This is a genomic window from Bradyrhizobium sp. SZCCHNR1051 (assembly GCF_032489615.1).
In the GTDB taxonomy this organism is placed as follows: domain Bacteria; phylum Pseudomonadota; class Alphaproteobacteria; order Rhizobiales; family Xanthobacteraceae; genus Bradyrhizobium.
Window position 1 is genome coordinate 13,599 of record NZ_JAUEYJ010000009.1, and the last position, 25,050, is coordinate 38,648.

The 25,050-nt window shown below is 62.3% G+C and carries 22 protein-coding genes and 1 pseudogene; 18 read left to right on the forward strand and 5 right to left on the reverse strand.

Features of this window, described 5'->3' with window-relative positions; all coding sequences use genetic code 11:
• The first annotated feature begins 231 nt into the window (after positions 1 to 231).
• From QW868_RS12710 to QW868_RS12725, 4 genes are all read left to right on the forward strand, one after another.
• Positions 232 to 969, forward strand: a complete 738-nt coding sequence (locus QW868_RS12710) for a class I SAM-dependent methyltransferase (protein WP_316171846.1) — start codon at positions 232 to 234, stop codon at positions 967 to 969.
• A 1,130-nt stretch (positions 970 to 2,099) separates the two neighbouring features.
• The gene (locus QW868_RS12715; RefSeq protein ID WP_316171847.1) at positions 2,100 to 3,032 is read left to right on the forward strand and encodes an ABC transporter substrate-binding protein; all 933 of its coding nucleotides are present in this window, start codon (positions 2,100 to 2,102) and stop codon (positions 3,030 to 3,032) included.
• Between the two features lie 57 nt (positions 3,033 to 3,089).
• Positions 3,090 to 3,935 carry a GntR family transcriptional regulator gene (locus tag QW868_RS12720; protein ID WP_316166711.1) on the forward strand — a complete coding sequence of 282 codons (846 nt, stop codon included), beginning with the start codon at positions 3,090 to 3,092 and terminating at the stop codon, positions 3,933 to 3,935.
• A gap of 169 nt (positions 3,936 to 4,104) precedes the next feature.
• A complete protein-coding gene (locus QW868_RS12725) occupies positions 4,105 to 4,890 on the forward strand; it encodes a class I SAM-dependent methyltransferase (RefSeq protein ID WP_315754312.1) in 786 nt (261 codons plus the stop codon).
• A gap of 124 nt (positions 4,891 to 5,014) precedes the next feature.
• Here QW868_RS12725 and QW868_RS12730 read toward each other — a convergent pair whose 3' ends face one another.
• Both QW868_RS12730 and QW868_RS12735 read right to left on the reverse strand, forming a co-directional pair.
• A complete protein-coding gene (locus QW868_RS12730; protein WP_316171849.1) occupies positions 5,015 to 5,464 on the reverse strand; it encodes a hypothetical protein in 450 nt (149 codons plus the stop codon).
• A 747-nt stretch (positions 5,465 to 6,211) separates the two neighbouring features.
• Entirely contained in the window at positions 6,212 to 7,144 is a 933-nt protein-coding gene (locus QW868_RS12735) for a hypothetical protein (protein WP_316171850.1), read from the reverse strand.
• 406 nt (positions 7,145 to 7,550) lie between these two features.
• Here QW868_RS12735 and aepX point away from each other — a divergent pair, with 406 nt between their 5' ends.
• From aepX to phnY, 5 genes are all read left to right on the forward strand, one after another.
• Positions 7,551 to 8,429 (forward strand): phosphoenolpyruvate mutase, encoded by an 879-nt coding sequence (gene aepX / locus QW868_RS12740; protein WP_316171877.1) that lies wholly within the window; start codon positions 7,551 to 7,553, stop codon positions 8,427 to 8,429.
• A gap of 38 nt (positions 8,430 to 8,467) precedes the next feature.
• The gene (locus QW868_RS12745; RefSeq protein WP_316230693.1) at positions 8,468 to 9,547 is read left to right on the forward strand and encodes a methyltransferase; all 1,080 of its coding nucleotides are present in this window, start codon (positions 8,468 to 8,470) and stop codon (positions 9,545 to 9,547) included.
• Positions 9,548 to 9,615: 68 nt separating this feature from the next.
• On the forward strand, positions 9,616 to 10,758 hold the full coding sequence (gene aepY / locus QW868_RS12750; RefSeq protein WP_316230694.1) for a phosphonopyruvate decarboxylase: 1,143 nt from the start codon (positions 9,616 to 9,618) through the stop codon (positions 10,756 to 10,758).
• 15 nt (positions 10,759 to 10,773) lie between these two features.
• Complete coding sequence (locus QW868_RS12755; RefSeq protein WP_316230695.1) at positions 10,774 to 11,760, forward strand: DMT family transporter; 987 nt, start codon at positions 10,774 to 10,776, stop codon at positions 11,758 to 11,760.
• A 15-nt stretch (positions 11,761 to 11,775) separates the two neighbouring features.
• The gene (gene phnY, locus QW868_RS12760; RefSeq protein ID WP_316230696.1) at positions 11,776 to 13,218 is read left to right on the forward strand and encodes a phosphonoacetaldehyde dehydrogenase; all 1,443 of its coding nucleotides are present in this window, start codon (positions 11,776 to 11,778) and stop codon (positions 13,216 to 13,218) included.
• A 95-nt stretch (positions 13,219 to 13,313) separates the two neighbouring features.
• Here the strand turns inward: phnY and QW868_RS12765 are convergent, their stop codons facing one another.
• Positions 13,314 to 14,300 carry a sugar-binding transcriptional regulator gene (locus tag QW868_RS12765; protein ID WP_316230697.1) on the reverse strand — a complete coding sequence of 329 codons (987 nt, stop codon included), beginning with the start codon at positions 14,298 to 14,300 and terminating at the stop codon, positions 13,314 to 13,316.
• Positions 14,301 to 14,459: 159 nt separating this feature from the next.
• Here QW868_RS12765 and QW868_RS12770 point away from each other — a divergent pair, with 159 nt between their 5' ends.
• The 8 genes and pseudogenes from QW868_RS12770 (at position 14,460) to QW868_RS12805 (ending at position 23,030) form a co-directional block, all read left to right on the forward strand.
• Complete coding sequence (locus QW868_RS12770) at positions 14,460 to 15,668, forward strand: ABC transporter substrate-binding protein (RefSeq protein ID WP_315716405.1); 1,209 nt, start codon at positions 14,460 to 14,462, stop codon at positions 15,666 to 15,668.
• Positions 15,669 to 15,670: 2 nt separating this feature from the next.
• Positions 15,671 to 16,480 (forward strand): ABC transporter ATP-binding protein, encoded by an 810-nt coding sequence (locus QW868_RS12775; protein WP_316171856.1) that lies wholly within the window; start codon positions 15,671 to 15,673, stop codon positions 16,478 to 16,480.
• Entirely contained in the window at positions 16,473 to 17,189 is a 717-nt protein-coding gene (locus QW868_RS12780) for an ABC transporter ATP-binding protein (RefSeq protein ID WP_316217938.1), read from the forward strand. The genes QW868_RS12775 and QW868_RS12780 overlap by 8 nt, the downstream gene beginning before the upstream one ends.
• Before the next feature lie 6 nt (positions 17,190 to 17,195).
• Positions 17,196 to 18,050, forward strand: a pseudogene (locus QW868_RS12785) (branched-chain amino acid ABC transporter permease); the annotation flags it as partial.
• A gap of 6 nt (positions 18,051 to 18,056) precedes the next feature.
• Positions 18,057 to 19,109 (forward strand): branched-chain amino acid ABC transporter permease, encoded by a 1,053-nt coding sequence (locus tag QW868_RS12790; RefSeq protein ID WP_316166925.1) that lies wholly within the window; start codon positions 18,057 to 18,059, stop codon positions 19,107 to 19,109.
• Entirely contained in the window at positions 19,106 to 20,452 is a 1,347-nt protein-coding gene (locus QW868_RS12795) for an amidase (RefSeq protein WP_316166695.1), read from the forward strand. The genes QW868_RS12790 and QW868_RS12795 overlap by 4 nt, the downstream gene beginning before the upstream one ends.
• The gene (phnA, locus tag QW868_RS12800) at positions 20,452 to 21,729 is read left to right on the forward strand and encodes a phosphonoacetate hydrolase (RefSeq protein WP_316187375.1); all 1,278 of its coding nucleotides are present in this window, start codon (positions 20,452 to 20,454) and stop codon (positions 21,727 to 21,729) included. Before QW868_RS12795 ends, phnA begins: the two co-directional genes overlap by 1 nt.
• A 2-nt stretch (positions 21,730 to 21,731) precedes the next feature.
• Positions 21,732 to 23,030, forward strand: coding sequence for an alkaline phosphatase family protein (locus QW868_RS12805; protein WP_316171860.1), 1,299 nt, complete (start codon positions 21,732 to 21,734; stop codon positions 23,028 to 23,030).
• A 152-nt stretch (positions 23,031 to 23,182) separates the two neighbouring features.
• On the opposite strand, the gene QW868_RS12810 is transcribed toward QW868_RS12805, so the two are convergent.
• Positions 23,183 to 23,554, reverse strand: coding sequence for a nuclear transport factor 2 family protein (locus QW868_RS12810; protein ID WP_316187374.1), 372 nt, complete (start codon positions 23,552 to 23,554; stop codon positions 23,183 to 23,185).
• 31 nt (positions 23,555 to 23,585) lie between these two features.
• Entirely contained in the window at positions 23,586 to 24,365 is a 780-nt protein-coding gene (locus QW868_RS12815) for a hypothetical protein (protein ID WP_316187373.1), read from the reverse strand.
• Positions 24,366 to 24,637: 272 nt separating this feature from the next.
• Between QW868_RS12815 and QW868_RS12820 the strand changes: the two genes are divergently transcribed.
• Entirely contained in the window at positions 24,638 to 25,009 is a 372-nt protein-coding gene (locus QW868_RS12820; RefSeq protein WP_316171878.1) for a helix-turn-helix domain-containing protein, read from the forward strand.
• Positions 25,010 to 25,050 lie beyond the last annotated feature (41 nt).

Sequence of the window (25,050 nt, forward strand, 5' to 3'; positions counted from 1 at the left end):
ACACGGATAAACCCGGATTGGACGGAAACATGCTTAGCCCCTCCGGGCAGCCGGGCTACCATGGCGGATCTACACTATCGGTAACAATTATCCCAGGCGGCTGACCGACGTCGTGACGCTGCTGGAGCATGAATTTGGCTGTTTCGTTCGAAGCGGCAATATTCGAAATCTGCCATCACATGCAGAAACATTGTGTTGCAGAGGCGCGCTGTTTTTGCGAAGTCTCCATCCATGAGCCCGAATTACGAGTTTGTCTTTCGACGAGCGCTTTCGCTAGCAGGCGTTGAACGTCCCCGCGTCTTGGATTACGGCTGCGGGCGCGGCGAGGTGGTGGTCTATGGACGAAAGGCGGGCTACGAGTTCTTCGGAGCGGACCTCGACGCGCCGGCCTCAGAACGTCCTGAGCACTTCCGAGCGCTCCGCAACGGACGCCTCGACTTCGATGAAGGGTTCTTCGACGTTGTGATATCCAACCAGGTCTTCGAGCATGTTCGAGACCCGGAGCTTGCGGTCTCCGAGATCGCGCGCGTACTAAAGCCCGGAGGGGCATTCCTGGCTTTGTTTCCTGACCGCACATCGTGGTTCGAGGGACACGTGGGACTTTACTTCGTACATCACATGCCCGACCTATTGGCACATCTCTACATGCGAGCCGCGCATCGGCTCGGATTCGGCTACTATCGGGAAGGCAAGAGCAGCAAAGAGTGGGCCGACTTTATGCTGCGGCAGCTCAAGACTGACGTTTTCTACTACTCGCCGGGTGAGTTGCGAAGATGGTGGCGATCGGCCTTTGGGGCTGCGCCAGCTTCCGCTGAGGCGGACTTCATGCGATTCCGGATTCAGTCCGCAGGACGGCCCGGGCTGTCGTTGCTCGCTCGCCTGCCAGCTGCCGCGGAGATCCTCTCGTTCGTCTGCCGCAAGCGCGCCGGTATTGTCTGGGTGACCCGCAAGACGGACGTCCCAGCCTGATGTCGATTGCCGATTGAACTTCGTCATATCAGGCGAGTTTGACGTGCTCGCTACTTCCAATCGAATCGCCTGGTGAAGTCGGGGACTGTGATCATTTTGCTGAGCTGACCGCTCTCGTCTCATCGCCGTTGGGCGGCGAAGCGCGCCGGACAGCAACGGCGTGGCAGCTTCCGTACCGGTGCGGCTAGTCGGCGGCGGCGCTCTCGGTCGAATCCCCCGAGGCCAGATTGCGAAGCCGGAGACCGATTGTAAGATCTGTCAGGCTCCGAGGTTCTCGGCGAAAGGTAGAGGCCACGCTCGCGGCAGCAGCGATCGTCGCGATCTTCATCAAGTCGGCCTGCTGGCGTCGTAAATGTCGGCAAGACCGCCAAACTTTCGCGCATGGTCCTGCATTGCGGGACAGAGCTCCTCAAATCTCCCGTTGGAGATCAATAAACGGCAATTTAATCCGTCTTGTTCAGGAAGGCTTCCAGACTCCCCTCCCTTTGCGGCCCGCCGACTGACTGGTGATCGATCTTGCAGTTCAATCGAGGGCTAACCGTCGAGCGACAGCCACAACGCTCGTGGTCGTGAATTCAGCCCTAGGAGCGGCCAGCATCGACCCGGCCAGCATAGAAAAAGGCAGCCTTCCAGAACCGCCCTCCTCGACTGTCGCTCCGCCGCGTTGTTCTACGACACTCCCTCCGTCCTTCGTACGGCGTGTCTTCACGGGTTGAGCGATTTGCATATCTGCCGCGTGCGCTTCGCAGGTCGCGAGCGTCGCCGGCCGATCTTGAGCGCGTGGGATAGTTCGGCCTCATCGCCGTAGCCGGCTGGCCGGCCCCAATCGACGTCAAACAACTACTTTCGACAATTTTTGGTCGTAGTTTATGATGATGATCGCTTCGCGCGCATTCGACTTGTGCAACCTCGGCGAGCTTTTGTCTTGCTCGTGCGGATGATCGTTCGTATGATTCGAATGTGATCGGATCGTGAGAAAAATTCACTACCGGCATACATTCCTTCCCAGCGCTCGCGAGACCCGGCCAGTGTTACAGCGACGTAGTTTTCTCGGGCTTCCGCTATTGGCGTTGTGTGGCTCGGCGAATTCGGCCTGGGCGGGCAACTCCGTCGAGACGTCCAGAGTCAGAATGACGATCGGCGGAAAGGCATTCCTACAATACGCACCGGTCACACTTGCCGAGCGCCTTGGCTTTTTCAGGGACGCGGGCCTCGACCCGGAGCTTCTTGACGTGAGCGGCGGATCCAAGGCGCTCCAGGCTCTCGTGGCAGGAAGTGCTGAACTCACCGCTGGCGCTTTCGACCACACGATTCAGATGCATGCCAAGGGACAAAAAATCGTCGGGGTTGTGCTGTTTGGCAGGCATCCGACGTTCGCATTGGCCCTGCGAAAAGAGAAGGCTGCGGACTATCGCGACCCAAGCAGCCTGAGAGGCATGAAGATCGGGGTCACGGCATTGGGATCCCAAACGCAGTTCATGGTGGAGTACATCGCTTTGCGAGCTGGTGTCTCTCCGGCCGACATTTCCTTCGTCAGTGTCGGAGGTGGCACAGGTGCCGTAGCAGCGATCCGCAACGGCGCTGTGGATGGGGTCGTCACGGGTGAGCCGGCGCTTACGGCGCTGACCGCCGCAGGTGACGTCAAACTGGTCGCGGACACTCGCACCAACGAGGGGACCATCGGCATTTTTGGCGGTCTCTATCCGTCAGGGACGATCTACGCGCGGTCAGACTTCATCGAACGCAATCCCGATACGCTCCAGGCCCTTGTTCTCGCGATGGTGCGCGCCCTGCAGTGGATTGATCGCGCGTCCGTCGACGAGATCGCCGATGCGCTCCCGGAGGACTGGGCCAAACCTGATCGAAACATCTTCCTCGCCTCCATCCGGGGCACCCGAGACATGTTTTCGCCCGATGGCCGGTTCAGCGCCGAGGGCGCGGGGATCGCATTTCAGGTGTTGTCGACCGTCGACCCACAATTGCGTGGCGTGAAGGTCGATCTCGCGGAGACATTTACGAACAGGTTCGTCGAAAAGGCTCTCCAGACGCTAGCATCGAAATAGCATCGTGGAGAGTTCGAGCCGATGAACATGCCCGCGGCACTGTGGGATCGAGGCTAGGTGGTGGCGCCGCGAGCTCCGCAGCATTCGAACGCTTCTGCTTCGGCCGCCAAGAAAACGGCGCGGAAGACGCGTCCGACAGATAAGCCCAAGCGCCCAAAAGGACGGCCCGCGATCCTTGCAAGACGGCGGCGCGACATACCGCTTCATCATCAGGTGTTCTTGGTCCTGCAGGACGAAATTGCAGAACGCCGCTATGCACCAGGAGAAGTCTTGCCGGCGGAGGCGGATCTGGCTGTGCTCTTCGGCGTCTCGCGCGTGACGATCCGGGCAGCTTTGGACACTCTCGATGAGCTCGGACTGATCGAACGCCGCCAGGGTATCGGCACGTTCGTACGGGAGCTCTCGAAGCCGGAGCCTCTCACGGTGCCGATGATGGACCTCGCTGCTCGAAACAGGGAGATCGTGCGCACAACGCGAGCTCACGTGGTCGAGTTCGAGTTCAAGGTGGCCCCTCGTCACGTTCGCGAGCACTTTCAAGCCCAGCCAGGCGACCTTTTCCAGCGCACAGTTCGCATCCGTTACATGAATGACTGGCCAATCATGCAGGTCACGACCTACATTCCGGAAGCGATCGGACGGCAATTTGGTCCTGAAGACATGGAAGGAGGGTCGCTCTATGCGATTCTGCAGCGCTTCGGCATCACATTCACATCTGGCGAGCAGATTGTGACGGCAGCTGCAGCCGACCCCGTTGTCGCAGCACGCCTCAATGTCGCGATAGGCGCACCGCTTTTGAAGGTGGTGCGCATTCATTTCGACAGCGCCGGACGTCCGATTCAGCACTTTGAGCTGCTGGCTCCACCTGCAACCTACGAGCTTCGCATGCCATTGAAAGACTTCTAGCCTGCTGTAAGCGCGCCAAGTCCCGAGCACGGCCCGTCCAAACTGACATTTCGGTACGCGTGCGAAGGAGAAGCGCTCACGATCTCATGGGGCCGCGCCGTGGGCGGACCGGCCCACACCGGGAGGCGTCACAAGACATGAGCCTCTGCACGGCGGCCGAACGATACAGATGACGTCCGAACCAGTTTCCCCTTCATTCCCTCGCTTTCAATCGACGGTCCCTCACTACGTGGCCGGGCGACCGAATTACGCACCCGCGCTCATCCAAGTCGTGGCGGATCACCTTCGTCTGACCAAGGACCACCGATTGATGGATCTCGGCTGTGGACCAGGGTGGCTCGGCATCGCATTTGCACCCCTGGTCGGCAAGGTCATCGGAATAGATCCGGAGCCTGCCATGCTGGAGGCTGCTCAGGCGATCGCCAACGCGGCGGCCGTTGAGATCGAACTGATCGAAGGCAGCTCGTTCGACCTCAGCCCGCAGCTCGGCCGCTTTCGCGCCGTGGCGATTGGACGTGCCTTTCATTGGATGGATCGCGCCGATACGCTGCGAAAGCTCGACCCATTGATCGAGGAGGACGGCGCAGTCCTGCTGTTCAATGACGTACGTCCCGATGTCCCACAGAACGCCTGGTACAAGCGTTACTCGGACGTCGTCGATCGCTTCACCAACAAGAGTGTCGGTTTCGCACCCGAGCGCTTACGTCACGAATCGATCCTGCTGGAGTCGCGCTTCGGTCAGCTCACCAGAATTGGTGTCATTGAGCAGCGTCTCGTGCCTGTCGCTCGCCTGATCGACCGCGCACTATCGATGTCGACCTCCTCCCCTGAACAGCTGGGCGTTCTCGAAGGTCAGCTCGCGCAGGAATTGACGATGGAGATATCGCCATTCGCAACCGCCGGCGGCGTCGTAGAAGTCATTGAATCGCAGGTCCTCATTGCGCAGCGCCGCTGAGGCTCACAAGCTTCGCTGCCCAATCGACCTACTTGGCCGCCCCATAGGGGCGAAAGCGCCGGCACACGCCAGTCGCCACGGCCATCGCACCGCTCCATGACGAAGACGGCCCGCAGCAAAGACCTTAGGTCAGCTCTACACCGGCGACTGAACAAGCGGATTCGATCAGATGCCGCACGGTCCGGGCATCCCAGTCGAGCCTCTCGGGGACGTCCGCCCAGTAATTTGAGAGCACATGTGCAGCATGTCGCGCCTTTACCCCCAGACCGACGACCGTTCTGGCCGGAATCGCCATGATGGCGCGTTCAATCGGGTCAAGCGAGCTCAAGACCGCTTCGATGCGCTCTACACCGGGCACCACCACGGCGGAGATCTGCGATTTTGCATCCCAGGTGGCCGCAGCTGATTGCGTATCTTGCTGCTGGAGAGTTGCGAGTTCTGCGGAGAGCGCTTCAAAGCTGCGTCCGAGGGCAACGAGCACGGCGTCGGGATTGCTTTCGATGGCTTGCTCATCGAGCGTCAGACCACCTGGCTCGACGGTTGCCAAAATCCGCAGGGTTTCATCAAGAGACATCACCGAACTCCAGGCCGAAAACGGTCGGTGGAAGGTCGCCGACAGCCGATCGGTTGCAAGGGATCGACGTGCACCCAGCGGACGAAGTCCGCCTCTCCTTCTCGACGTGAGACGATATCGCCCAGTCGTATCAACATCAATACAATATCTGTTTCAGGCCGTCATCAATAGGTCCCAGACTGCCAGAGCCCCGTCACGACGCAATGCGGAGAGCTCGCATCGCGACGCAGGAAACGGCGTTGTCTTTGACGCCGGCTCATTTCACGCGACGTGCCGAGACGAAAGAGGTTGCGCTCGGCCAGCTTGGCCCACTCATGCCACGCAAGCCTGCGCTTGGCGAGCTACCGAAATTGGTGGTGCTACACCAGCGGCGGAGTCACTGGCCAGAAAGCTCGTCCGGCGTCCGCAGTGCGGCCTATTGCTGCGTGCCACTATCATCACCACCCGTCTTACGCGAGTAGCCAACGCCTGTTCGCCTCACTTGGCACAGCGCTGAACGCCTCCGTCCTATCATGGGACGGCGCAATCAAAGGCTCCGGTTGAGCAGACGGCTGCGACATGTCGCGCCTGCGTTGAGCCAAGCCATGCCGCGCCGCGTTGCTGCGGACCCAGGCACGAACTGCCAGGTTTCAAGACAATTGACGCATTGCAAGCGGGCCGCTCAACAGCCGGAAAGCTCGCAAGACCGCACTCAACCACTCGCCATCAGGGGTGCATCAATCATCCTCGTACTGCATCGCGCAGCTATCAAGGGGTTGATGCAACGTTCTCGACGAGCGACGCACCGACAAGCCGAGCTGGTCTGGAGCCAGTCGAACCGCAGGGAAGGATGAGGCGCCTGTAGTGCACCCGCAACCTGTCATTTCGGTGCGGGCGCCGGATGACGGCATCAACGTCGTCGAAGAGCGGCTTGCCTGTATGAAGCACATGGTCGTAAACGCCACGGACCCATTGGCCGTAATGATAGTCCGGCTGCTCCTCGAGCGGCAATCCCGGTGCATGCTGTTGCCAGGTTCTGCCGAAGCTTTCAAACCCCGAGCCGATGTCAGCGAAAATAAGCCGGCCGTCGACAGGCTCGATGATGACGAAGCGCTGCAGCGAGTGTAGATCGAGGAGGCCCTTCAGTTCGGTATTGTCGCGGCCCTGATCACATTCGAGCCATCGCATGAACAGGACCGCAAGCGGCTCTGCCTCTTTGGCAAGCGCAGTGATGGGCAACTCACGGCTTCTGAACACCGGCGACAGATGCAGGCGGGCTCGCGCGACCTCATCCCCGATATAGGTCATCGCCTGGCCGACCCTCGGGAACATGCGCTCGACAACTTCATCGCCCGTTTTCACAACGATGATTCGCTCCACGGCCCTATCTGCGATGAAGTATAGCGCCGAAGCGATGCTGATCCCGCAGGCGGTCCTCGGCCTGAGCCGGATCCGGGCCGATCGACTGTCGATCATGGTGACAGCGACGAATCCCAGATTGTCGACCACATAGGACGAGAAATCAAAATCTGACACCGGGCATTGCAGGAATCGCCGCAAAACCGGCGAATGAGCATCCCAAGCCCGCCCATGATCGTCCAGAAGGATGGTTGTCATCGGATCCACGCCATCTTCAATACGAACGCGGCAGCGCGCCAGCGTCTCTGGCGCCCATTGATGTATCGTCATCAGATCCGCCAAACGGCGGATCCGGATGCCGAACGAAGCAACCAGTTGAACGCATATCGGTCCGCGCCGCTACTACAAGCTTAGGTAGCGGCCGGCCATCGCCCTCCCTCCAGGCACGCGACTTTCCCGGCGGCGCAAGCGGACGCGGCAGGGCCGCGGTCCTCCCCTTGCCAGCACGAACCCGGGCCTGCTCGCCGGCAGTGCTCGCCCTCGGCGAGATCGCCTCCCTCGCCCTCCCCACCGGAACCTATGCGCTGGTGTGACTACCAGAGTTAGTAATTGATCCCGGTATCGCAAAACTGTCAACTGGTGGTTGATGACAGACCCGCACGGGGAAGGGAGACCTTGCATGCTCACGCGACCGCAATCGATTCGTCATGCTGCAGATCATCGTCCGGAACTCGCCACTCGCGCCGCAGTGCTCCGCGAGCAGATCTGCTGCAATCGAGATCTGAGCTTTCTGATGGAGGCCCATGATGGGCTCTCAAGCGCCGTCGCCGAGCGCGCCGGCTTCAGGGGCCTATGGGCATCCGGCCTGTCGATCGCCTGCTCTCTCGGCTATCGCGATGCAAGTGAGGCGTCCTGGACCCAGCTCATCGACGTCGTCGAACGCATGGTCGATTCGACTGATCTCCCCGTTCTCGTCGACGGTGACAGCGGCTTCGGCAATTTCAACAACGCGCGCATTCTGGCCCACAAGCTCCGTCAGCGGGGTGCCGCGGGTGTGGCCTTGGAAGACAAGCAGTTTCCGAAGATGAACTCGTTCGTCGGCGATCGTCATCCGCTCGCCGATGCCGGCGAATTTTCCGGGCGTCTGCGTGCCGTGAAAGATGCGGTTGGAGACGAACTCGTCCTCGTCGCCCGCATCGAGGCCTTGATCGCCGGCCATGGCATGGACGAGGCCCTTCACCGCGCTCACGCCTATGCGGACGCCGGAGCGGACGCCATTCTCATTCATTCCCGGAAGAGCACGGCGGACGAGATTTTCGCCTTCGCCAATGGTTGGCAGAACCGCCTCCCCGTCGTGATCGTCCCAACGAAATACTATCGGACCCCCGCGTCCGCTTTTCGTGCTGCCGGCATCTCGACCGTGATCTGGGCCAATCATTCGATGCGCGCCGCGACAAGCGCGATGCGCAATGTCTGCGAACGCATCATCACCGAGCAGAGCATCGCCGGGATCGAGGCTGAGGTCGCGACCCTCGAGGATGTCTTCTCGCTGTTTCACTACGACGAGCTCGCGCGCGCCGAGGCCCGATACCTGCCCGTGAATGCCGCGCCAGGCCAGCCAGACTGACCGAACAACTCATGCCGTTCTCGTAAAGGATCAAACCCATGACCCCGACTGCACTCGCATCTCGCATCGACACACCGACCGATGTCTCACAGGTCGACCGCCCCGACATTGCCCAGGTCATCAAGTGGCGGGATAGCTCATACGCCGCCGACCTCTACATTGCAGCGGTGTCCTGGCTCGACCTGTTCACCTATCTGGACGGTCATCCCGTCTCTGAAGACGAACTGCGGGAGCATTTCTCGCTTCGTGACCGGCCGACACGTACAATGATCAGGCTCTTCGAATCCTGGGGCCTGATTGCCCGCGAGGGCGGAAAACTTCACGCCACCATCGAAGCCGTCCGATATCTCAGCAGCCGATCCGACGAGAATGTCGCCTCCTACATCGCCACAATGAAGTACAAGTCGTCGGTTCGCGAGCTGTACGACGTCCTGCGGAACGACGGCTCCGACACCTGGCATGTCGCGCGCGGCGACACGACCAGCTGGGACGATCTGATGCAGACGGATGAGTTCGCGGACCTCAACACGCGCGGCATGGAGGAGCGCGGCCGGATCTTTGCCCCGCATCTCGCTACCCTGCTCGATTGCAGCGGCGATACGTCCATGCTCGACATCGGCGGCGGCTCCGGCGTCTATTCCGCTCATCTGCTGATGCGATATCCTCGGCTATCCGCGACCATCTTCGAGCGCCCCCCGGTCGACGAGCTCGCGCGATCCTGTCTGATCGCGCGGGGTCTCTTTCCCGCCCGCGTCCGTATCGTCGCTGGCGACATGTTTGTCGACCCGCTGCCACGCGATGCAAGCCTTCATCTCTATTCCCACGTTCTTCACAATTGGGGACCCGAGAAGGTCCGCCTGCTGATGCGCAAGTCCCACGGCAGCCTCCAGCCCGGTGGCCGCATTGCTGTCTACAGCTGCCATCCCGACGATCGCGGCGGGCGTCCGGCCCCGGCCGCCGAAGCTGAATATTCGGTGCTCCTGACCACGGGCTACGAAGGCTGCTGCTACAGCTTTGAAGACATGCGCGGGATGCTCGAACAGGCCGGCTTCGGGCAGGTCGAGTACCACAGATCGCTCTGCAACCGCAGCCTGATCGTGGCGAAGAAACTCAGTTGAGGTCACAGGACGTCGATTCATTGGGGGCGGCAGAGCCGCTCCCAATGCCCTTGTGCAGGAGCAGAGACATGTCCGTGCCGACGAGCGTTCTTCTATCGAGATTGAGTGCAGCAGGCTATACGTTCTTCTCGGGCGTTCCGTGCTCGCACTTCGCTGACCTGTTTGAGAGGGCGGCCGAAAGCAGCGCGTGGACGGACGTACCCGCGGCCAACGAGGGCAGCGCGGTAGCGCTCGCCGCTGGCGCCGCGCTGTCTGGCCAGCGAGCCGTCGTCGCGCTGCAAAACTCCGGTCTTGGTCACGTCGTCAATCCACTCACCTCGTTGTTGATGGTCAACAGGATCCCGGTCCTGTTGCTGATCTCGGTGCGAGGGCATCCCGACGAGAGCGCAGATGAGCCGCAGCACATCTTCATGGGTGCCGCGACGAAGGCGATCCTCGATCAGCTCGCCGTCGACTGGGACGAGTTCGACGGAACGACGGGCGGACTGGATCGGCTTCTCATCCGCGCCGCTGAAGCGCATCGGCAGGAGGCACCTTTTGCTGTGCTGTTGCGAAAGGGCCAGCTCACGCCGAGCTCCGCGGGAGCGGCCCCCGACGCACCGCTCGATTACCCGCTCAGCGCGGGAGAGGCGATCGAACTGATCTGCCAGCGGCTCGATCCGACCACGTCGATCGTCTCGACGACCGGATTCATCACGCGAGAGCTCTTCCGGGTCAACGATCGTCCCGAGAATTTCTACATGCAGGGCTCGCTCGGGCACTGCAGCGCATTGGCGGCAGGCCTCGCCATCGCCATGCCCAACCGTCCCGTGCTCGCACTGGATGGCGACGGCGGCGCGTTGATGCACATGGGCGTCATGTCCACGATTGGCCACACCAAACCCCAGAACCTCATCCATGTCGTGCTCGACAATGAAAGTTATGCGTCCACCGGTGGCCAGGCCTCGACGTCACGAAGCTCGTCCCTGGATCTTGTCGCATCCGCCTGCGGCTATCGCTCGTCGGTGCGTTGTGCCGAAGCCGGGCATATCCTGACAGCAATGGAGCACTGTGCGACGACGCGGGGCCCGCATTTCCTGCTTTGCAAGATCAATCGTTGCCATCCCGCAACGCTTCCGCGCGTGACCACCCGCCATACGCCTGTCGGGAACAAGCGCCGATTCCAGGACGCCATGTGGCGCTACGTTCTTGAACCTTCAGCTGCCGGCTAAAGGGGAAACGATGTGATGGTCCGCAAGACGTCTGCTTCGGCAGCCCTCTGCCTGATCTTCGTGATCCTGATCTGGGGTATGAACTGGCTCGTCATAAAGGACGCGCTGCAGATCGCGCCGCCCCTGTTCTTTACAGGACTGCGTCTTCTCGGCGGCGCGGTGGCGATCGCGGTGGCGCGCCTTGCCTTGGGGTATCAGCTCCGCATCGGCGATCGCGGACGGCTCAACCTGATTGCCGTGGGCATGCTGCAGATGGCCTGCGGGCTGGGCCTGAGCCTCGTTGGGCTCCAATATCTGGACGTCGGCCGAAGTGCTCTCATTTTCTATACGATGCCGCTCTGGCTTGCGATCATTGAGTGGGTCTTGGACGGAAGGCGGCAGACCGGCTTCGAGCTTGGAGCGATCGGGAGCGGGCTTGGTGGCATCATGTTGTTGAGCGCCAATGGCCTCGGGCCAACGGCTGCGCCAATGACTTTGGACGACGCGGAAGGGGTTGCCCTGCTGCTGATTGCGGCCATCTGCTGGGCCTTGGGAACGTGGCTCGCCAACCGAGCTCACAGCGATATCGACGTCTGGAGCCGGACTACATTCCAGCTCGCAGCGGCAGGGATGGCGGTCATGATGGCCTCAGCCGTCCTCGAGCCGCATTTCGAGGTCAAGCGCCTTTCAGCTCTCGCCTTCCCGATCGCGTTCAACTGTATCGTAGCGACCGGCCTCGCATTCGTTGCCTGGTACTATGCGTTGGCTTCAATTCCGGCGCGGATCGCATCTCAGAGCCTCGTTCTCATTCCCGTCGTCGCGCTGATCTCAGCTCTCATCCTGCAGGGGGAGGAGCTCGCGTTGCGCACGGTTCTTGCCAGCCTGCTGATCATCATGGGCGTCACGATCGTGATCTGGCAGCGCGAAGAGCAGCCTTCGCGCAACAAGCCGGCCAGAGCGCCTTTCAGCCAAATCGACGAGGCCGACAAGCCCCAAGCAAGCGTCAGCCAGCGCAGTCTTTGAGTTGAGGAGCCACACATGCACGATGTTGAGCCGATCTACCAGCCGATGCTCCTGGCTGGAGCATCAGCAGACGCGGATCGCGTCATTGAAGTCAGGAATCCGTTCTCCGGCGCGCTTGTCGGGACGGTCCCGCAGGCAGAGCCACGTCAAATACGGGCTGCATTCGCGGCAGCCGCGCGCTTCCGCCCAAAGCTGAGCCGCCGCGAAAGGTCCGATATCCTGCTCGGCGCTGCGCGTGCGATCGCAAGAGATCAGGACCGGCTCGCACAGCTCATAACCGCCGAGACCGGTCTCTGTCTGAGGGACTCCCTGCATGAAACCAGGCGCGCCTGCGACGTCTGGTCGTTTGCCGCCCATGCGCTGATTCAAAATGATGGCGAGATCTACCCTGGAGACATCGGCGGAAACCCTCATCAGCGGCGCATTTTTTCAATGCGTACGCCGCTCGCGGGGGTCATCGCGGCCATCACCCCCTTCAATCATCCGCTGAACCTGGTCAGCCACAAGCTGGCGCCGGCAATAGCGACCAACAACCGCGTGGTGCTCAAGCCGTCGGAGCAGACGCCCCTGACGGCACTTGCGCTGGGCAGGATCCTCCGCGAACAAGGCTTGCCAGAGGGCATGCTCTCGATCGTGACCGGAACGCCGCGCGATCTTGGAGATTCCGTGTTCACCGATGAGGACGCCGAGCTCGTGACATTCACGGGGTCGGTTCGCGTCGGGCACCAGATCGCGGAACGGGCAGGTTACCGGCGGCTTGTCCTCGAACTGGGTGGGAACGATCCGTTCATCGTCCTTTCGGATGCGGACGTCGATCGGGCCGCGCATCTGGCCGTGCAGGGCGCAGTCAGACATTCCGGTCAACGCTGTACGGCCGTGAAGCGGGCGCTCGTCGTGGAGGAGCTTGCCGATCACTTCGCCGAGCGGGCCCTGCACCACATGCAGCAGCTCTCAACAGGCGACCCCAGCGACCCTTGCGTTGATCTCGGCACCGTCATCAGCGAAGACGCAGCCCAGCTGATTGCCAGACGCGTGGCCGGTGCGGTCGCGGCAGGTGCCAGGCTTCTGCTCGGCGGTGAACCTCGCGGCGCCTTTTATCCTCCCACGCTGCTCGATCATGTCTCGCCCGCTTGCGAGCTCGTTGCCGAGGAGACGTTCGGCCCGGTTCTGCCGATCATCCGATGCAACAATGATATCGACGAGATCATCAGGATTGCGAACGCCACCAAGTTCGGACTTTCCGCCGCCGTCTGCTCCAACCGCCTCGATCACATCACGAGGCTCATCGAGGGCCTCGCGGTCGGCTCCGTCAATGTGTGGGAAGTTCCCGGCTATCGCACCGAACTCACTCCGTTCGGCGGCATCAAGCAGTCCGGCCTCGGTCACAAGGAGGGCATCCTGGAGGCGATGCGCAGCTTCACGCAGGTGAAAACCTACTCCCTGCCCTGGCCGGTCTAGGGCCCTCGACCTGCTCGCCGGTTGCCACCGAGCGAGTCATCAAAGCGGTCGTGCCGCCGCGCCAGGAACGAAGCGGCTGCGCACGCAATGCGCACCTAGCCGATCAGCAGCTTCTCCGCCGCATTTTCATCAGTCACGAGAACATGACAGAGCCCGGCCAGCAGCGCGGCGCGAATGATCGCGACCTTCTGCAGTCCTCCCGCTGCCAGAACCCGGTGCTTGATCCGATGAATATGGTCCCAAGGCGGATTGATGGTCCGCCGCGACAGCGGATGATCCACTCGCTTGCCCCTGCGATCGAGGTAGTGGCCGCAAATGTCTCCGACCGCGCCGGCCGCTCGCAGCGATGTCCAGGTCTTGCGCGAGATGACGTTGTATTCGAGCACCTTTGACTGCTCGGAAAGGTCGATCGCGCTCAAGAGGGCCATGTCCAGACTTGGCACCATGGCCAGCACGGAGCGAACCGGCTCGCTGTCCACGATGAGGTCTCGGAAGGCCGCGTCGTCGACGAACATGGGCGCTGTGAGATAATAACAGCGGGCTCCGAGCGCGCGAGCGATCATCGCAGCGTTGTCGTACGGATTGATCGGCGCGCTTTCCGCCAATCCGCCGCAGAGCAGGACGACCTTGGTGTTCTGCCCCTGACGCGGCCTCAGGTTCTGGGCGGCTGCGTTGATCGTCCCTCCCCAGGTGATCCCAAGCGAGCCGTCCGCGGGGAGCCGTTCAGCGACGTAGTTGGCAGCTGCCGCTCCCAGAAACGACCTGACGTCCGGGTCGGTCATAGGGGTTGGGACCACGATGGCTTGCATCAAGCCGTATCGTGCAGCGAGCTCCGCCTCGAGTTTCGTTCTCTGCCCGGCGGGATCGGTGATCGTGATCTGTACGAAGCCGCTTTCCCGCGCGAGCCCGAGGATCCGGTTGACGCGCTTCCGCGTCATGTTCAGCCGCTGCGATATCGCTTCCTGGGTCTGCCCTTCCTTGAAGTAGTACCAGCATATTCTGGCAACCAGGACCCGGTCTTCCAGGATCGTATCGGCGTTGTCGGTCTCGCCGTCGCGCAGTTTCAGGTTTGAGGTGGTCACGTCACAGCCTGAGTCGGGTTTGGGTCAGGACCCATGTGTGCCCCGTCGCGGTCGCTACGACAACTGCCATCCCGGATAGCCCAATTGTACCGCACCCGTCACAAATGTGTCAGCGAACCCGGCTAAGCACCCCCTGCCAATAATGATAGGGGGCTGACCATGCGAAGCATTCTGCTGTCGGTTGCATTTCTCTCCGTCTCGATGAGTGCCGCATTGGCGGAATTCTCGGACGGCAAGGTCGTGATCGGCGTCATGGGAGATCAGAGCGGCGTGGTCGCCGACGTTGGTGGTCCTGGCTCGATCCTCGCGGCCCGGATGGCCGTTGCCGATTTCGGGGGAACCATCGACGGCACCCCGATCGAGATCGTCACGGCAGATCATCAGAACAAGCCGGACATCGCCTCCAGCATCGCCCGCGAATGGTTTGACCGGCGCGGCGTCGATGCCATCGTCGATCTGCCGCATTCGGGCGTGGTTTTCGGATTGATCCCGCTCGCAACCGATAAGAAGCGCTCGCTTCTGATATCCGGCGCAGCCTCTACCGACATCACGGGCCGCTATTGTTCGCCCTATGTCACACACTGGACCGACGACACCTATGCGCTGGCGCGCGGCACTGCGGCGTCGCTGCTCGACCAGGGCTTGAAGACCTGGTTCTTCCTCACCGCGGATTACTCCTTTGGCCATGATCTGGAGGGAGTAGCCCAACAGGTCGTGGACGAGCGCGGCGGCAAAGTGACCGGCAGCGCTCGCCATCCGCTCGGCACCGCCGACTTCTCCACACTCCTGGTGAGGGCGCGCAGTTCCTCCGCCGAGGTGATCGCGCTTGCCAGCGCCGGCGCCGACACTGTCAACGCCATCAAGCAAGCCGGCCAATTCGGGATCACGCGGTCCGGGCAAAAGCTGGCCGCGCTACACGCCTTCGTAACGGATATCAATAGTATCGGTCTGGAGACCGCGCAGAACCTGATCATCAGCACCGGCTTCTACTGGAACGACAATGATGCGACGCGCGCATTCGCCCGGCGGTTTTTTGCCGCCCATGGACGGATGCCAACGCGTGAGCAGGCCGGCGTCTATGTCAGCGTGCTGCACTATTTGAAGGCCGCACGGGCAGGGAACAGCGACGACGCCGCTTCTGTCAACGACCAGATGCGGCAGCTGCCGGTCGACCGCTTCGGCAGCGTGGCGCACATTCAGGCGAATGGACGGGTGACCTATGACATCGGCGTCTATCGCGTGAAGGCGCCTGCCGAAAGCAAGGAGCCGTGGGACTTCTACGTCCGCACAGCCACGGTTCCTGCGAGCGCGGCATTCCGTCCCGCGTCGGCATCCGGCTGCAGCTCGCAGGCGGCCAAGGCGCAATAAACATGGTAGCCAGCGCCTCGCTCCAGGCTTTCGAAGATCCGAGAGCTGTCTCTGCCCCGCTGCCGACCAATCCCGTGCTGAAGGTTCGTGCTCTGACGGTTCAGTTCAAGGACTTCGTCGCCTTGAACGAGGTGTCGCTCGACCTTCGGGAAGGCTGCATTCACGCGGTGATCGGTCCCAACGGAGCAGGCAAATCCACCCTGTTCAACGCGATCAGCGGCTTCATCAAGCCCACCCGCGGTCAGATCGAACTGTTTGGACGCGACGTCACGGCCCGGCCTGCCAATCGGCTGGCCAGGCTCGGGCTGGCCCGATCTTTCCAGATCTGCGCGGTATTTCCCGAATTGTCGGTCGAGGAGAACATGTTGGTGGCGCAGGCCCATGCCAGCCCACCACTCCGGCTGTTGCGCCGCCGCGTCAGCGGCGATCTCGCCCCTCACAACGAGACTCTGCTCGCGCGAGCTGGCCTGACCTCCGACCGACGCAGGCAGGCGCGTGAACTCTCCTATGGCCGGCGACGCCTGCTCGAAATTGCAACCACGCTCGCCCTCAAACCTCGCCTCCTGCTTCTCGACGAGCCGACGTCGGGGCTCGGCCGGGAAGACATCGGTCCAGTCGTCGAGATGATTGCCGACGCAGCGCAGGATTGCTGCGTCCTGCTGGTTGAACACAATCTCAAGGTCGTCGAACGGCTCGCGGACCACGTCACCGTCCTGGCGAACGGCGCCGTTCTGAGCGACGGATCCTATCAAGACGTTGCGCGCGACCACCGCGTCCGCGCCGCCTATCTCGGTGCAGCCGCTGATGCTTGATCCGGAACGAAGCCTTCCGCTTGCGATATCCAACCTCAAGGCCTGGTATGGCGAGGTCCAGGCGCTGTTCGGGATCGACTTCACCGTATCGGAGGGTGAGGTCGTCGTGCTGCTGGGCCGCAACGGCGCCGGCAAGAGCACCATCCTGCGCGCCATCATGGGCCTGTTGCAGCGGCAGTCGGGGCATGTGCTGGTGCAGGGGCGAGAGGTGCGTTCGCTGCGTCCATCGGAGCGCGCGCATCTTGGTCTCGGTTACTGTCCGGAAGAGCGAGGGATCTTCGCCAGCCTCACCGTGGCCGAGAACATGGCGCTATCGCCCACGCTGGGCGGCTCCGGCATGAGTGATGATGAGATCTTCGAACTGTTTCCGAATCTCAGGTCGCGGACCCGCCATCTCGGCGGGCAGCTGAGCGGCGGCGAACAACAGATGCTGGCGATCGGGCGGATCCTGCGATCCGGTGCCCGAACTCTGCTGCTGGACGAGCCGACGGAGGGGCTGGCACCCATCATCATCCGCCAGATCGAACAGGCGATCACCGCCCTCAAGCAGCGCGGCTACACCATCCTGCTGGTCGAACAGAACCTCGCTTTCGTGCTGGGCGTCGCTGACCGAGTTGTTGCAATCGAGAACGGACTGGTTGTCGACAATTGCCCGACCTGCGAGGCCGAGCGCATCGAAGCGCGCCTCTCCAAATACGTTGCCGTGTGAATCCTTATGTCAAACCTCGTTCTCTCCTATCTCACGATCGGTCTGGTCAATGGATCGTTCTATGCCCTGCTCTGCCTCGGCCTCGCATTGATCTTCGGGCTCTTGAACATCCTCAACATGGCTCACGGCGCGCTCTACATGATGGGTGCATTTGCCGCCTGGGCGGCCGTTGCGCGCCTTGGTCTTCCCTATCTCGTGGGCCTGTGTGCGGCTGCCGTTCTGGTTGGATCGACCGGGATGGTGCTGGAGCGACTCTTGTTGCGGCGGACCTACAGTCTCGATCCGCTCTATGGATTCATGCTGAGCTTCGGGCTCGCAACCGCGATCCAGGGCGGATTTCAGGTCATCTTCGGCTCTACGGGACTGCCCTTCACGACGCCCGCCTGGCTGTCGGACGTGGTCGATCTCGGCTTTGCAGTGTTCCCCGTCTACCGGCTGTGGGTCGTCATGGTCGCCTTTATTGTTTGCCTTGGGGTGTGGATCGCGATCGCACGAACCAAGGCTGGAGCGACGCTTCGGGCGGCTTCCGAGAACGCCACGATGGCCGAAGCGCTGGGCGTCCCGATTCCTGCGGTGATGACGGCAACCTTTGGGCTGGGCGCGGCTCTTGCGGGCCTCGCCGGCGCTCTTGCGGCGCCGATCTATCAGGTGAGTCCGTTGATGGGGTCCGACGTCCTGCTTGTTGTCTTCGCCATCATTGTGATCGGCGGGATGGGCTCCCTCGGAGGGACAATCCTGGCGGCCTACTGCCTGGCATTGCTCGAGAGCGCGACACTGGCGGTGTTCCCGCAAGCGGCCAATGTCATGATCTTCGCTTTCATGTGCATCGTCCTGTCGGTCCGGCCACAGGGCCTGTTCGGCATCGAGGTGCTGCGTCATCATTCCTTTGCCGGCATTCCTCCCCCGGTCACGGCCACGCCGGATGTACGCGCGGACAAGAAATACGAGCGCATCCTGATCGTCGTCATCATCGCAGCTGCACTCGCTGTCCTGCCGGCACTGCTCTACCCAATCTTCCTGGTCAAGATCTTCTGCTTTGCGATTCTTGCCGCGTCGTTCAACTTCCTGCTGGGGTTCGCCGGGGTCATGTCGTTCGGACAGGCGGCTCTCTACGGGACGGCCGCCTATGTCACCGCGCATGCGCTGAAGCACTGGGCGATGTCCCCGGAGCTGGCCATGCTGGCGGGGATCACTGCCGCTATTCTGCTCGGCATCGTCATGGGAGCGCTGGCGATCCGGCGGCGTGGCATCTATCAAGCCATGATCACGCTCGCCGTCGCCCAGATGGTCTACTTCGTGTTCGTCCAGTCGAGCTTCACGCATGGCGAGGACGGGCTGCAGGCGGTGCCGCGCGGCCTCCTGTTCGGTCTGATTGATCTGCGCAACGACCTCGCCGTCTATGCACTTGCCGTCGCAGCCTTCTGCTCCGTCCATTTCGGCATCAAGCGGCTGCTGTCGTCTCAGCTTGGGATGATGCTTGTCGCGGTCCGCGACGACGAGCGGCGCGCCCTGTCCCTTGGTCAGAATGCCCGGGGCCTCAAGCTGTTCGCCTTTGCGATCGCCGCCAGCTGTGCCGGCCTCGCCGGGTCACTGAGTGCGGTTGCCTTTCAGCTCGCGACTTTGTCCGGCGCGCACTGGCACCTCTCCGGAGAGGCTGTTCTGATGTGCCTCATCGGGGGCCTCGGCACATTGAGCGGACCCTTGGTCGGCGCCGCGGTCCTGGTCACGATGCAGCACTTTCTCGCTCCCTATGGGGCCTGGGTGCAGGTGCTCCAGGGCATCGTCTTCGCATCATGCGTCCTGACCTTTCGTGACGGGATGATGCCTCGACACGCGTTCGCCTGGCCTTCACGGCTCCGCGGGACCAGCGCCAGCTCATTCGCACCTGCCGAGACCCTCGAGGAGACGGGCCGATCATGACCATCGCGATCCCACACAGTCGGCGTCAGCTTTGCGAGATGGATGGCGATCCTTCGCAGCTGACAGCCACGGCTGCAGCTTCGGCCATACGCGAACGACGCCTCTCCGCGGCCACACTACTCGAGGCCTGCCTCGCTCGCATCGCGGCACGCGACGGCGAGGTCCACGCCTTCACTCATGTCGCGGTGGACGCGGCGCGCGAGCAGGCGTTCCTCGCCGACAAGGCGCAATCGGAAGGCCGGCTCTCCGGACCGCTCCACGGCCTGCCCGTCGGCGTCAAGGATGTCTTCGATACGATCGACATGCCATCAGAATATGGCAGCAGCCTGCTGCGCCACCGTCGCCCGGCAGCGGACGCCGCGGCGGTCGCGATGCTCAGGCGATCCGGCGCCATCATCATCGGCAAGACGACGACGTCGGAGTTCGGCATGTATCATCCGAGCGCGACCCGCAATCCCAATGATCTTGGGCGCTCACCTGGTGTGTCTTCGGCCGGCTCGGCGGCAGCTGTGGTCGACCGAATGGTCCCTCTTGCACTCGGGACTCAGCACACCGCCTCGACGGTGCTGCCGGCATCATTCTGCGGAGCGTATGCCTTCAAGCCGTCGTTCGGGTTTGCAAGCATGGAAGGCTCCAACATCCTGGTGCCGCGGCTTGCGCAGATTGGCTATCTCGCGAGATCCGTCCAGGATCTCTGCTTGTTTGCCGGCGCATTTGATCCCGTTGTCGACAGCGCCGCCGATCGGATCGGACGCCCTCCCAGGCTGGCTGTGGTGCGCGGACCGGGATTCGAGCAGGTCGCTCCGGACGCGGGCGAGGCTTTGACGGCCTTCATCGGTGCGTTGCCGGTTGCAGTCCACGAGCTGGATCTTCCGAGCGAGTTCGGCGGTGCGATCGAGGTGGCTCTTGGCCTTTTGAACGCTCATCTGGCGGCTCGCTTCGGCGATCTACCCCAGCATCTGTCTGCCAAGCTGTGTCCACCGCTGCAGGATGGAATTGCCGCAGGCCTTGCGCTCAGCGCAAAACGTTACATCGAGTTGAACGCGTTGGCCGATCGCTTGATCAGACTGACGTCGAAGCTGTTCGCGCAGCACGATGTGCTTGTGACCCTTTCGGCGCTGGGCGAGGCGACAAGGCTCGATGAAGGTCCCGGCTCGGGGAGTCTTGCCATGCCCTGGAGCCTGTGCGGTCTGCCTGTCGTCTCACTGCCGCTGCTCTGCGGCGCACACGGCTTGCCGATCGGTCTCCAGCTCATTGGGCGTCATGGCTCTGACCGTGAGCTGCTTCAGAGCGCCGCCTGGGTTGCTCACACCTGCCGCCTGCCAACACGGGTTGATCATTGATGCGATATTCATCCGCCACCGAGCCGACAACGGGTTCCGACACGCAGATCGAAGTGAACGGACGGGTCTACAATTGGCCGCGCGTTTCCACTGTCATCATCTGCTTCGACGGCTGCGATCCCGACTATATCGCAGCGGCGAGCAGCGCGGGCATCGTCCCTGCCCTCGATCGCATGCGACGCGACGGCTTTGCGACCACGGCGCTCGCGGCCATACCGACCTTCACCAATCCAAACAACGTTTCGATCGTCACCGGGGTCGCGCCCGCGCACCACGGGGTGTCGGGCAACTTCTACATCGATGCCGCGAGCGGAGAGGAGGTGATGATGGTGGACGCATCGCCGATGCGAGCGCCGACGATCCTTTCCGCCTTCTCCCGTGCCGGAGCCAAGGTGGCCGCCGTGACGGCCAAGGACAAGCTCCGCAAGGCGCTTGGCAAGGACCTCAAGGGAATCGTGTTCTCTGCCGAGAAGGCGGATTGCTGCAGCGAAGCCGAGAATGGCATTGCAGACGTGCCCGCGCGGATCGGCCGCTCCGTCCCTCATCAGTATTCGGCGGACCTGTCCCTGTTCGTCCTGGACGCGGGTCTCAGGCTCTTGGCGGATCATCGTCCTGATCTGATCTATTTGTCGCTGTCCGACTATGTCCAGCACGCCTACGCACCGCACGAGCCGGAAGCCCTGGCGTTCATGGCCAAGGTGGATCAGAGGCTCGGCGCACTGCTCGCCGAGGGCGCGCTCGTCGGGATCGTCGCCGATCACGGTATGAGTGATATGGCGCACGCCGATGGTTCGCCCAATGTCATGTATCTCGGCGATCAGCTCGACGCAGTCTTCGGCCTCGGGCGGACGCGGGTGATCTGTCCCATCACCGACCCGTTCGTCCGCCATCACGGCGCGCTCGGCGGCTTCGTCCGGGTTCACCTCCTGGATCCAGTCCTGCGCGCCTCAGACGTCGTTTCGTTTCTCGCGGGGCTTCCGGGCGTCGGTCTCGCCTTGACCGGAGACGATGCGGCCGCCCGCTTCGAGCTGCCGCGCGACCGCGAGGGCGACGTCTGCGTGATCGCAGCAAAGGGAATCGCCCTGGGCGCCCGGGCGTGCGACCACGAGCTTTCCAACCTGGCGGGCGCAAGGCTGCGCTCGCATGGCGGTCTCGCCGAGCAGCGCGTCCCCTTCATCCTGTCTCATCGGCTTCGCGCGAGCCCGGGCGCGCCCGACGGGCGCAGTTTGCGCAATTTCGATATTTTCAGTGTCGCACTCAATGAGGTGGACCTTTGACCATGAAGCGTGTTGTCATCATGATCCTCGACGGACTTCGACGGGACCTCATTTCGCCTGCGACCACGCCCCATCTCGCAGATTTCGCCGCGCGCGCCGAATGGTTCGAGGACTACCGGACCGTCTTTCCTTCGTGCACACGCGTCGTGTCGGCGAGTGTTGCAACCGGATGCACTCCGGCAAGACATGGACTGCAAGGCAATTCCGTTGCCCTGATCGAATCCGGCAGGTTGGTGCTGCGCGACGCCGGAGATCCGCAGTTTCTGCAACACAAGCGCCGAGTCACGGGATCCTCACTGCAAGTGCCGACCCTGGCGGAACGCGTCAAGACCGTGGGTGGCCAGATCGTCTTCAGCAACGTGTCCCCCGGGGCTGCCTATGCCCATGATCCCGACGGGCATGGATTTGTCTATCACCGGGCCGGCTCGTTCGGACCTGGCCGCATTGAAGTCGCGGCCGGCGATCGATTGGACGTCACGCTGGACAGCGGCGGTGACGCCAGGATGACAGCCCGCTTCATCGACGACGTGATGGTGAAGCGTCGCCCGGCGGTCGGCATTTTGTGGCTTGGCGAACCGGACCACATTCAACACAACGCACCGCTCGGTTCTCCGGACCATCTTGCCGTGCTGGCGGAGGCGGATCGTCGGGCGGCCGAGGTGATCGCAGCCGTCGAAAGACAGCGCGACCAGGGCGAGGACATCCTCCTTCTGATCGGATCCGATCATGGTCATCAAACGGTCGAGGACATCGTCGACATCGATGCAGCGCTGATCACCGCGGGTCTCAAAGCCAACCCCATGTCCGACGAGATTCTGGCCATCTCGAACGGGACCTCGGCCTTAATCTATGTCGATTCCCAGCGCGGCCCCTCGCTGCAGAACGTGCGATCGCTTCTGGAACGCAGTGATTGGGCCGGGCAGGTCTTCGGGCCGGACGAGCTCGACCGCGTTGGACAAGCTCACACCGGCGGCCTTGCCTTTGCTGTGTCCATGCGGTCCAGCGACGTCCCCAACCGCTTCGGAATCCGCGGTTCGAGCCTCGCGGCCAAGCCTGCCCTCGGCAAGCCCGACCGACTTGGATGCGGACAGCATGGAGGACTCGGGACCTACGAGCAGGCTCCGTTCCTGATGGCATGGGGCGAAGGCTTCAGTCCGGGTCGGATCCGCAAGTCACCCGCGCGCGTCATCGACATCGCGCCGACAGTGCTGTCCCATCTCGGGCTGCCCCGCACAGGGATGGACGGCGAGGCCTTGCAGGCGGCAGCCTGGCGTTCCGAGACGCGCGCCATGACGGCCTGACGCCCGCGCTGTACACGCATTGGCCCAAACGATGTCCAACCAAGCATCTGTGGCCAATGCCTGCCGGCTGCACCGCAGCCCCCCATCCTGTCGATGCCCCCTGGGGCGAGCAGTTGTTCACTGGTGCCGAGAGCGCGTAGCCACTGCGCTGATCAGAGCGCCGGACTGTCGAAGAACGTCCGCCGCAGGCCGATGCGGCCACCGCTGAGATGATAGACATCGGCGAATCTGGCCCTCAAGGGACGCCCATTCTTGTCCTGGCCCGCAAAGCTGCCCCAGCAGGCGATCTGTTCGCCATTGCTCAGCACCTGCTCAAGCAGGTGCTCGCCCGAGGCCACGATGCGCTCGTGGCGATAGAACTGCATGATGGCCAACTTGCCGACAAAGGGCTCATATCCTGGACGCTCATAGACGGCACCGTCGTCCAGCAGGCTGGACAAGCCTGCCCAGTCGTGAGCGTCGATACACGCGAACAGGTGCCTGACATATGCCTCGGCTTCCCGGTGACCCAGCGGTCCCTGCATGCTTTCCCCCGCCATTGAGAGCCGGCTCTGCTCACATCGCCGCTGCGCGCGGATCGGATTCCTCGCGCCAGCTTACGCCCATGGCGGCCTCCAGATCGGCCAGCATCTCCTGCACCGGCATCCAGACAAGACCACAGCGCATCGATCCGAGCGGAGATACGACCAGTTCGACGCTCGACCGCTCGATCCGGGTGTAGCCGGTGCGATCCGCCATGCCGCCGGCAATCACAGCGTCGGCCATCATGCTGATCGTGAAATCCGTATTCCAGCGCGCATGAGCATAGGCACGCGAAATCCGGGGCAGGATTCGCGCCAACCCTCTGCCGCGAAAATCGCGCCGGTACCAGCCGGCGCCGGAAAACACGACCCTCCCCGCAATCGTCGACGCCACCGGGGTCGCAATCAGACAGCCGTCGCCGCGCGCCAAGGCGGCTGCCGGATCTGCGTAGAACATACGAAGCGAGATGGCTTCCTCGAACAGCGTCGTGGCTGTCCAGTCGTAGTACCGACCCGCCTGTGTCGCGACGATCTCCCCGTCCTTGTCTTTTCCGACCATGACGAAGGTGTTCTCAGCTGTCGCGCCGCCGAGGTCGGGCTGGAAGATCGGCACCAGCGGTCGCCAGCTGTCGGAATTTGCGCTGTTGATGTCGAGCAAATCCTGTAGGCTCGCAAAATAGACGCTGATGCCGCGCTCTTGGGCGGCGGTGTCAGCGGCGAGGAAGAAGCGTCCCAGGAGGCTGATCGGACCATGATCGATCTTCAGATTGGAAGGCACGCGGCCAGATTGAGGACAGCAATCCTGCATCGACATTCCTTGCCCTTTGCTACGTCACGCACATCAAACCGTGGCTGGCGACGATTGCATTTGATCTATCCTCTGTAGTTGTAGCGCGAATGACATAATTCTGGTTGATTGTTTCAAGCTGAGATTGATGCTTCATGGACGAACATCTTGGATACGGCATGAGGTAAGCGGACGTGGCGACTTCCAAACAGCTCCCTGACGGCCGCCCCGCTGCGTCCCGAAACCAAGGCAAGCGGCTCAGGAGGTCATCCAAGAAGCCCAATCATGTCGATCAGCATGTGGGAACGCGCTTGCGCCTGCGACGGAACCTGCTCGATCTCAGCCAGGATGACCTGGCAAGACGCCTCGGCGTGACAGCTCAACTCATTCAGAAGTATGAAGCGGGCGAGACCCGGATCAGCGCATCTCGGCTGTACGAAATCGCAAACCAGCTCGCTGTTCCGATCACGTGGTTCTTTGACGAGATTGACGTCAAGGCAGGCGCCGCTGTGCCAGAGGCGGCTCATGAGCAGACGGCGGACTTCAGTGAGCTTGTGACCAAACGCGAATCTCGCCAACTGCTCGAGCTCTATTTCGGCATATCCGACGAGCGGCTTCGCCGAAAGGTGCTGCAGATGGCTGAACTTCTCCGCTCGCGCGACGACGAGTAATGCGCTCAGGACATCGGCCAAGCCGAATGACTGAGTTTTCG

Coding starts and splice junctions, on each gene's coding strand:
- QW868_RS12725 (WP_315754312.1), top strand. CDS start 4,105: ATGACGTCCGAACCAGTTTCCCCTTCATTCCCTCGCTTTCAATCGACG.
- QW868_RS12755 (WP_316230695.1), top strand. CDS start 10,774: ATGGTCCGCAAGACGTCTGCTTCGGCAGCCCTCTGCCTGATCTTCGTG.
- phnA (WP_316187375.1), top strand. CDS start 20,452: ATGCGATATTCATCCGCCACCGAGCCGACAACGGGTTCCGACACGCAG.
- QW868_RS12710 (WP_316171846.1), top strand. CDS start 232: ATGAGCCCGAATTACGAGTTTGTCTTTCGACGAGCGCTTTCGCTAGCA.
- QW868_RS12745 (WP_316230693.1), top strand. CDS start 8,468: ATGACCCCGACTGCACTCGCATCTCGCATCGACACACCGACCGATGTC.
- QW868_RS12805 (WP_316171860.1), top strand. CDS start 21,732: ATGAAGCGTGTTGTCATCATGATCCTCGACGGACTTCGACGGGACCTC.
- QW868_RS12770 (WP_315716405.1), top strand. CDS start 14,460: ATGCGAAGCATTCTGCTGTCGGTTGCATTTCTCTCCGTCTCGATGAGT.
- QW868_RS12810 (WP_316187374.1), bottom strand. CDS start 23,554: ATGCAGGGACCGCTGGGTCACCGGGAAGCCGAGGCATATGTCAGGCAC.
- QW868_RS12775 (WP_316171856.1), top strand. CDS start 15,671: ATGGTAGCCAGCGCCTCGCTCCAGGCTTTCGAAGATCCGAGAGCTGTC.
- QW868_RS12815 (WP_316187373.1), bottom strand. CDS start 24,365: ATGTCGATGCAGGATTGCTGTCCTCAATCTGGCCGCGTGCCTTCCAAT.
- QW868_RS12780 (WP_316217938.1), top strand. CDS start 16,473: ATGCTTGATCCGGAACGAAGCCTTCCGCTTGCGATATCCAACCTCAAG.
- aepY (WP_316230694.1), top strand. CDS start 9,616: ATGTCCGTGCCGACGAGCGTTCTTCTATCGAGATTGAGTGCAGCAGGC.
- QW868_RS12715 (WP_316171847.1), top strand. CDS start 2,100: ATGACGATCGGCGGAAAGGCATTCCTACAATACGCACCGGTCACACTT.
- QW868_RS12730 (WP_316171849.1), bottom strand. CDS start 5,464: ATGTCTCTTGATGAAACCCTGCGGATTTTGGCAACCGTCGAGCCAGGT.
- phnY (WP_316230696.1), top strand. CDS start 11,776: ATGCACGATGTTGAGCCGATCTACCAGCCGATGCTCCTGGCTGGAGCA.
- QW868_RS12795 (WP_316166695.1), top strand. CDS start 19,106: ATGACCATCGCGATCCCACACAGTCGGCGTCAGCTTTGCGAGATGGAT.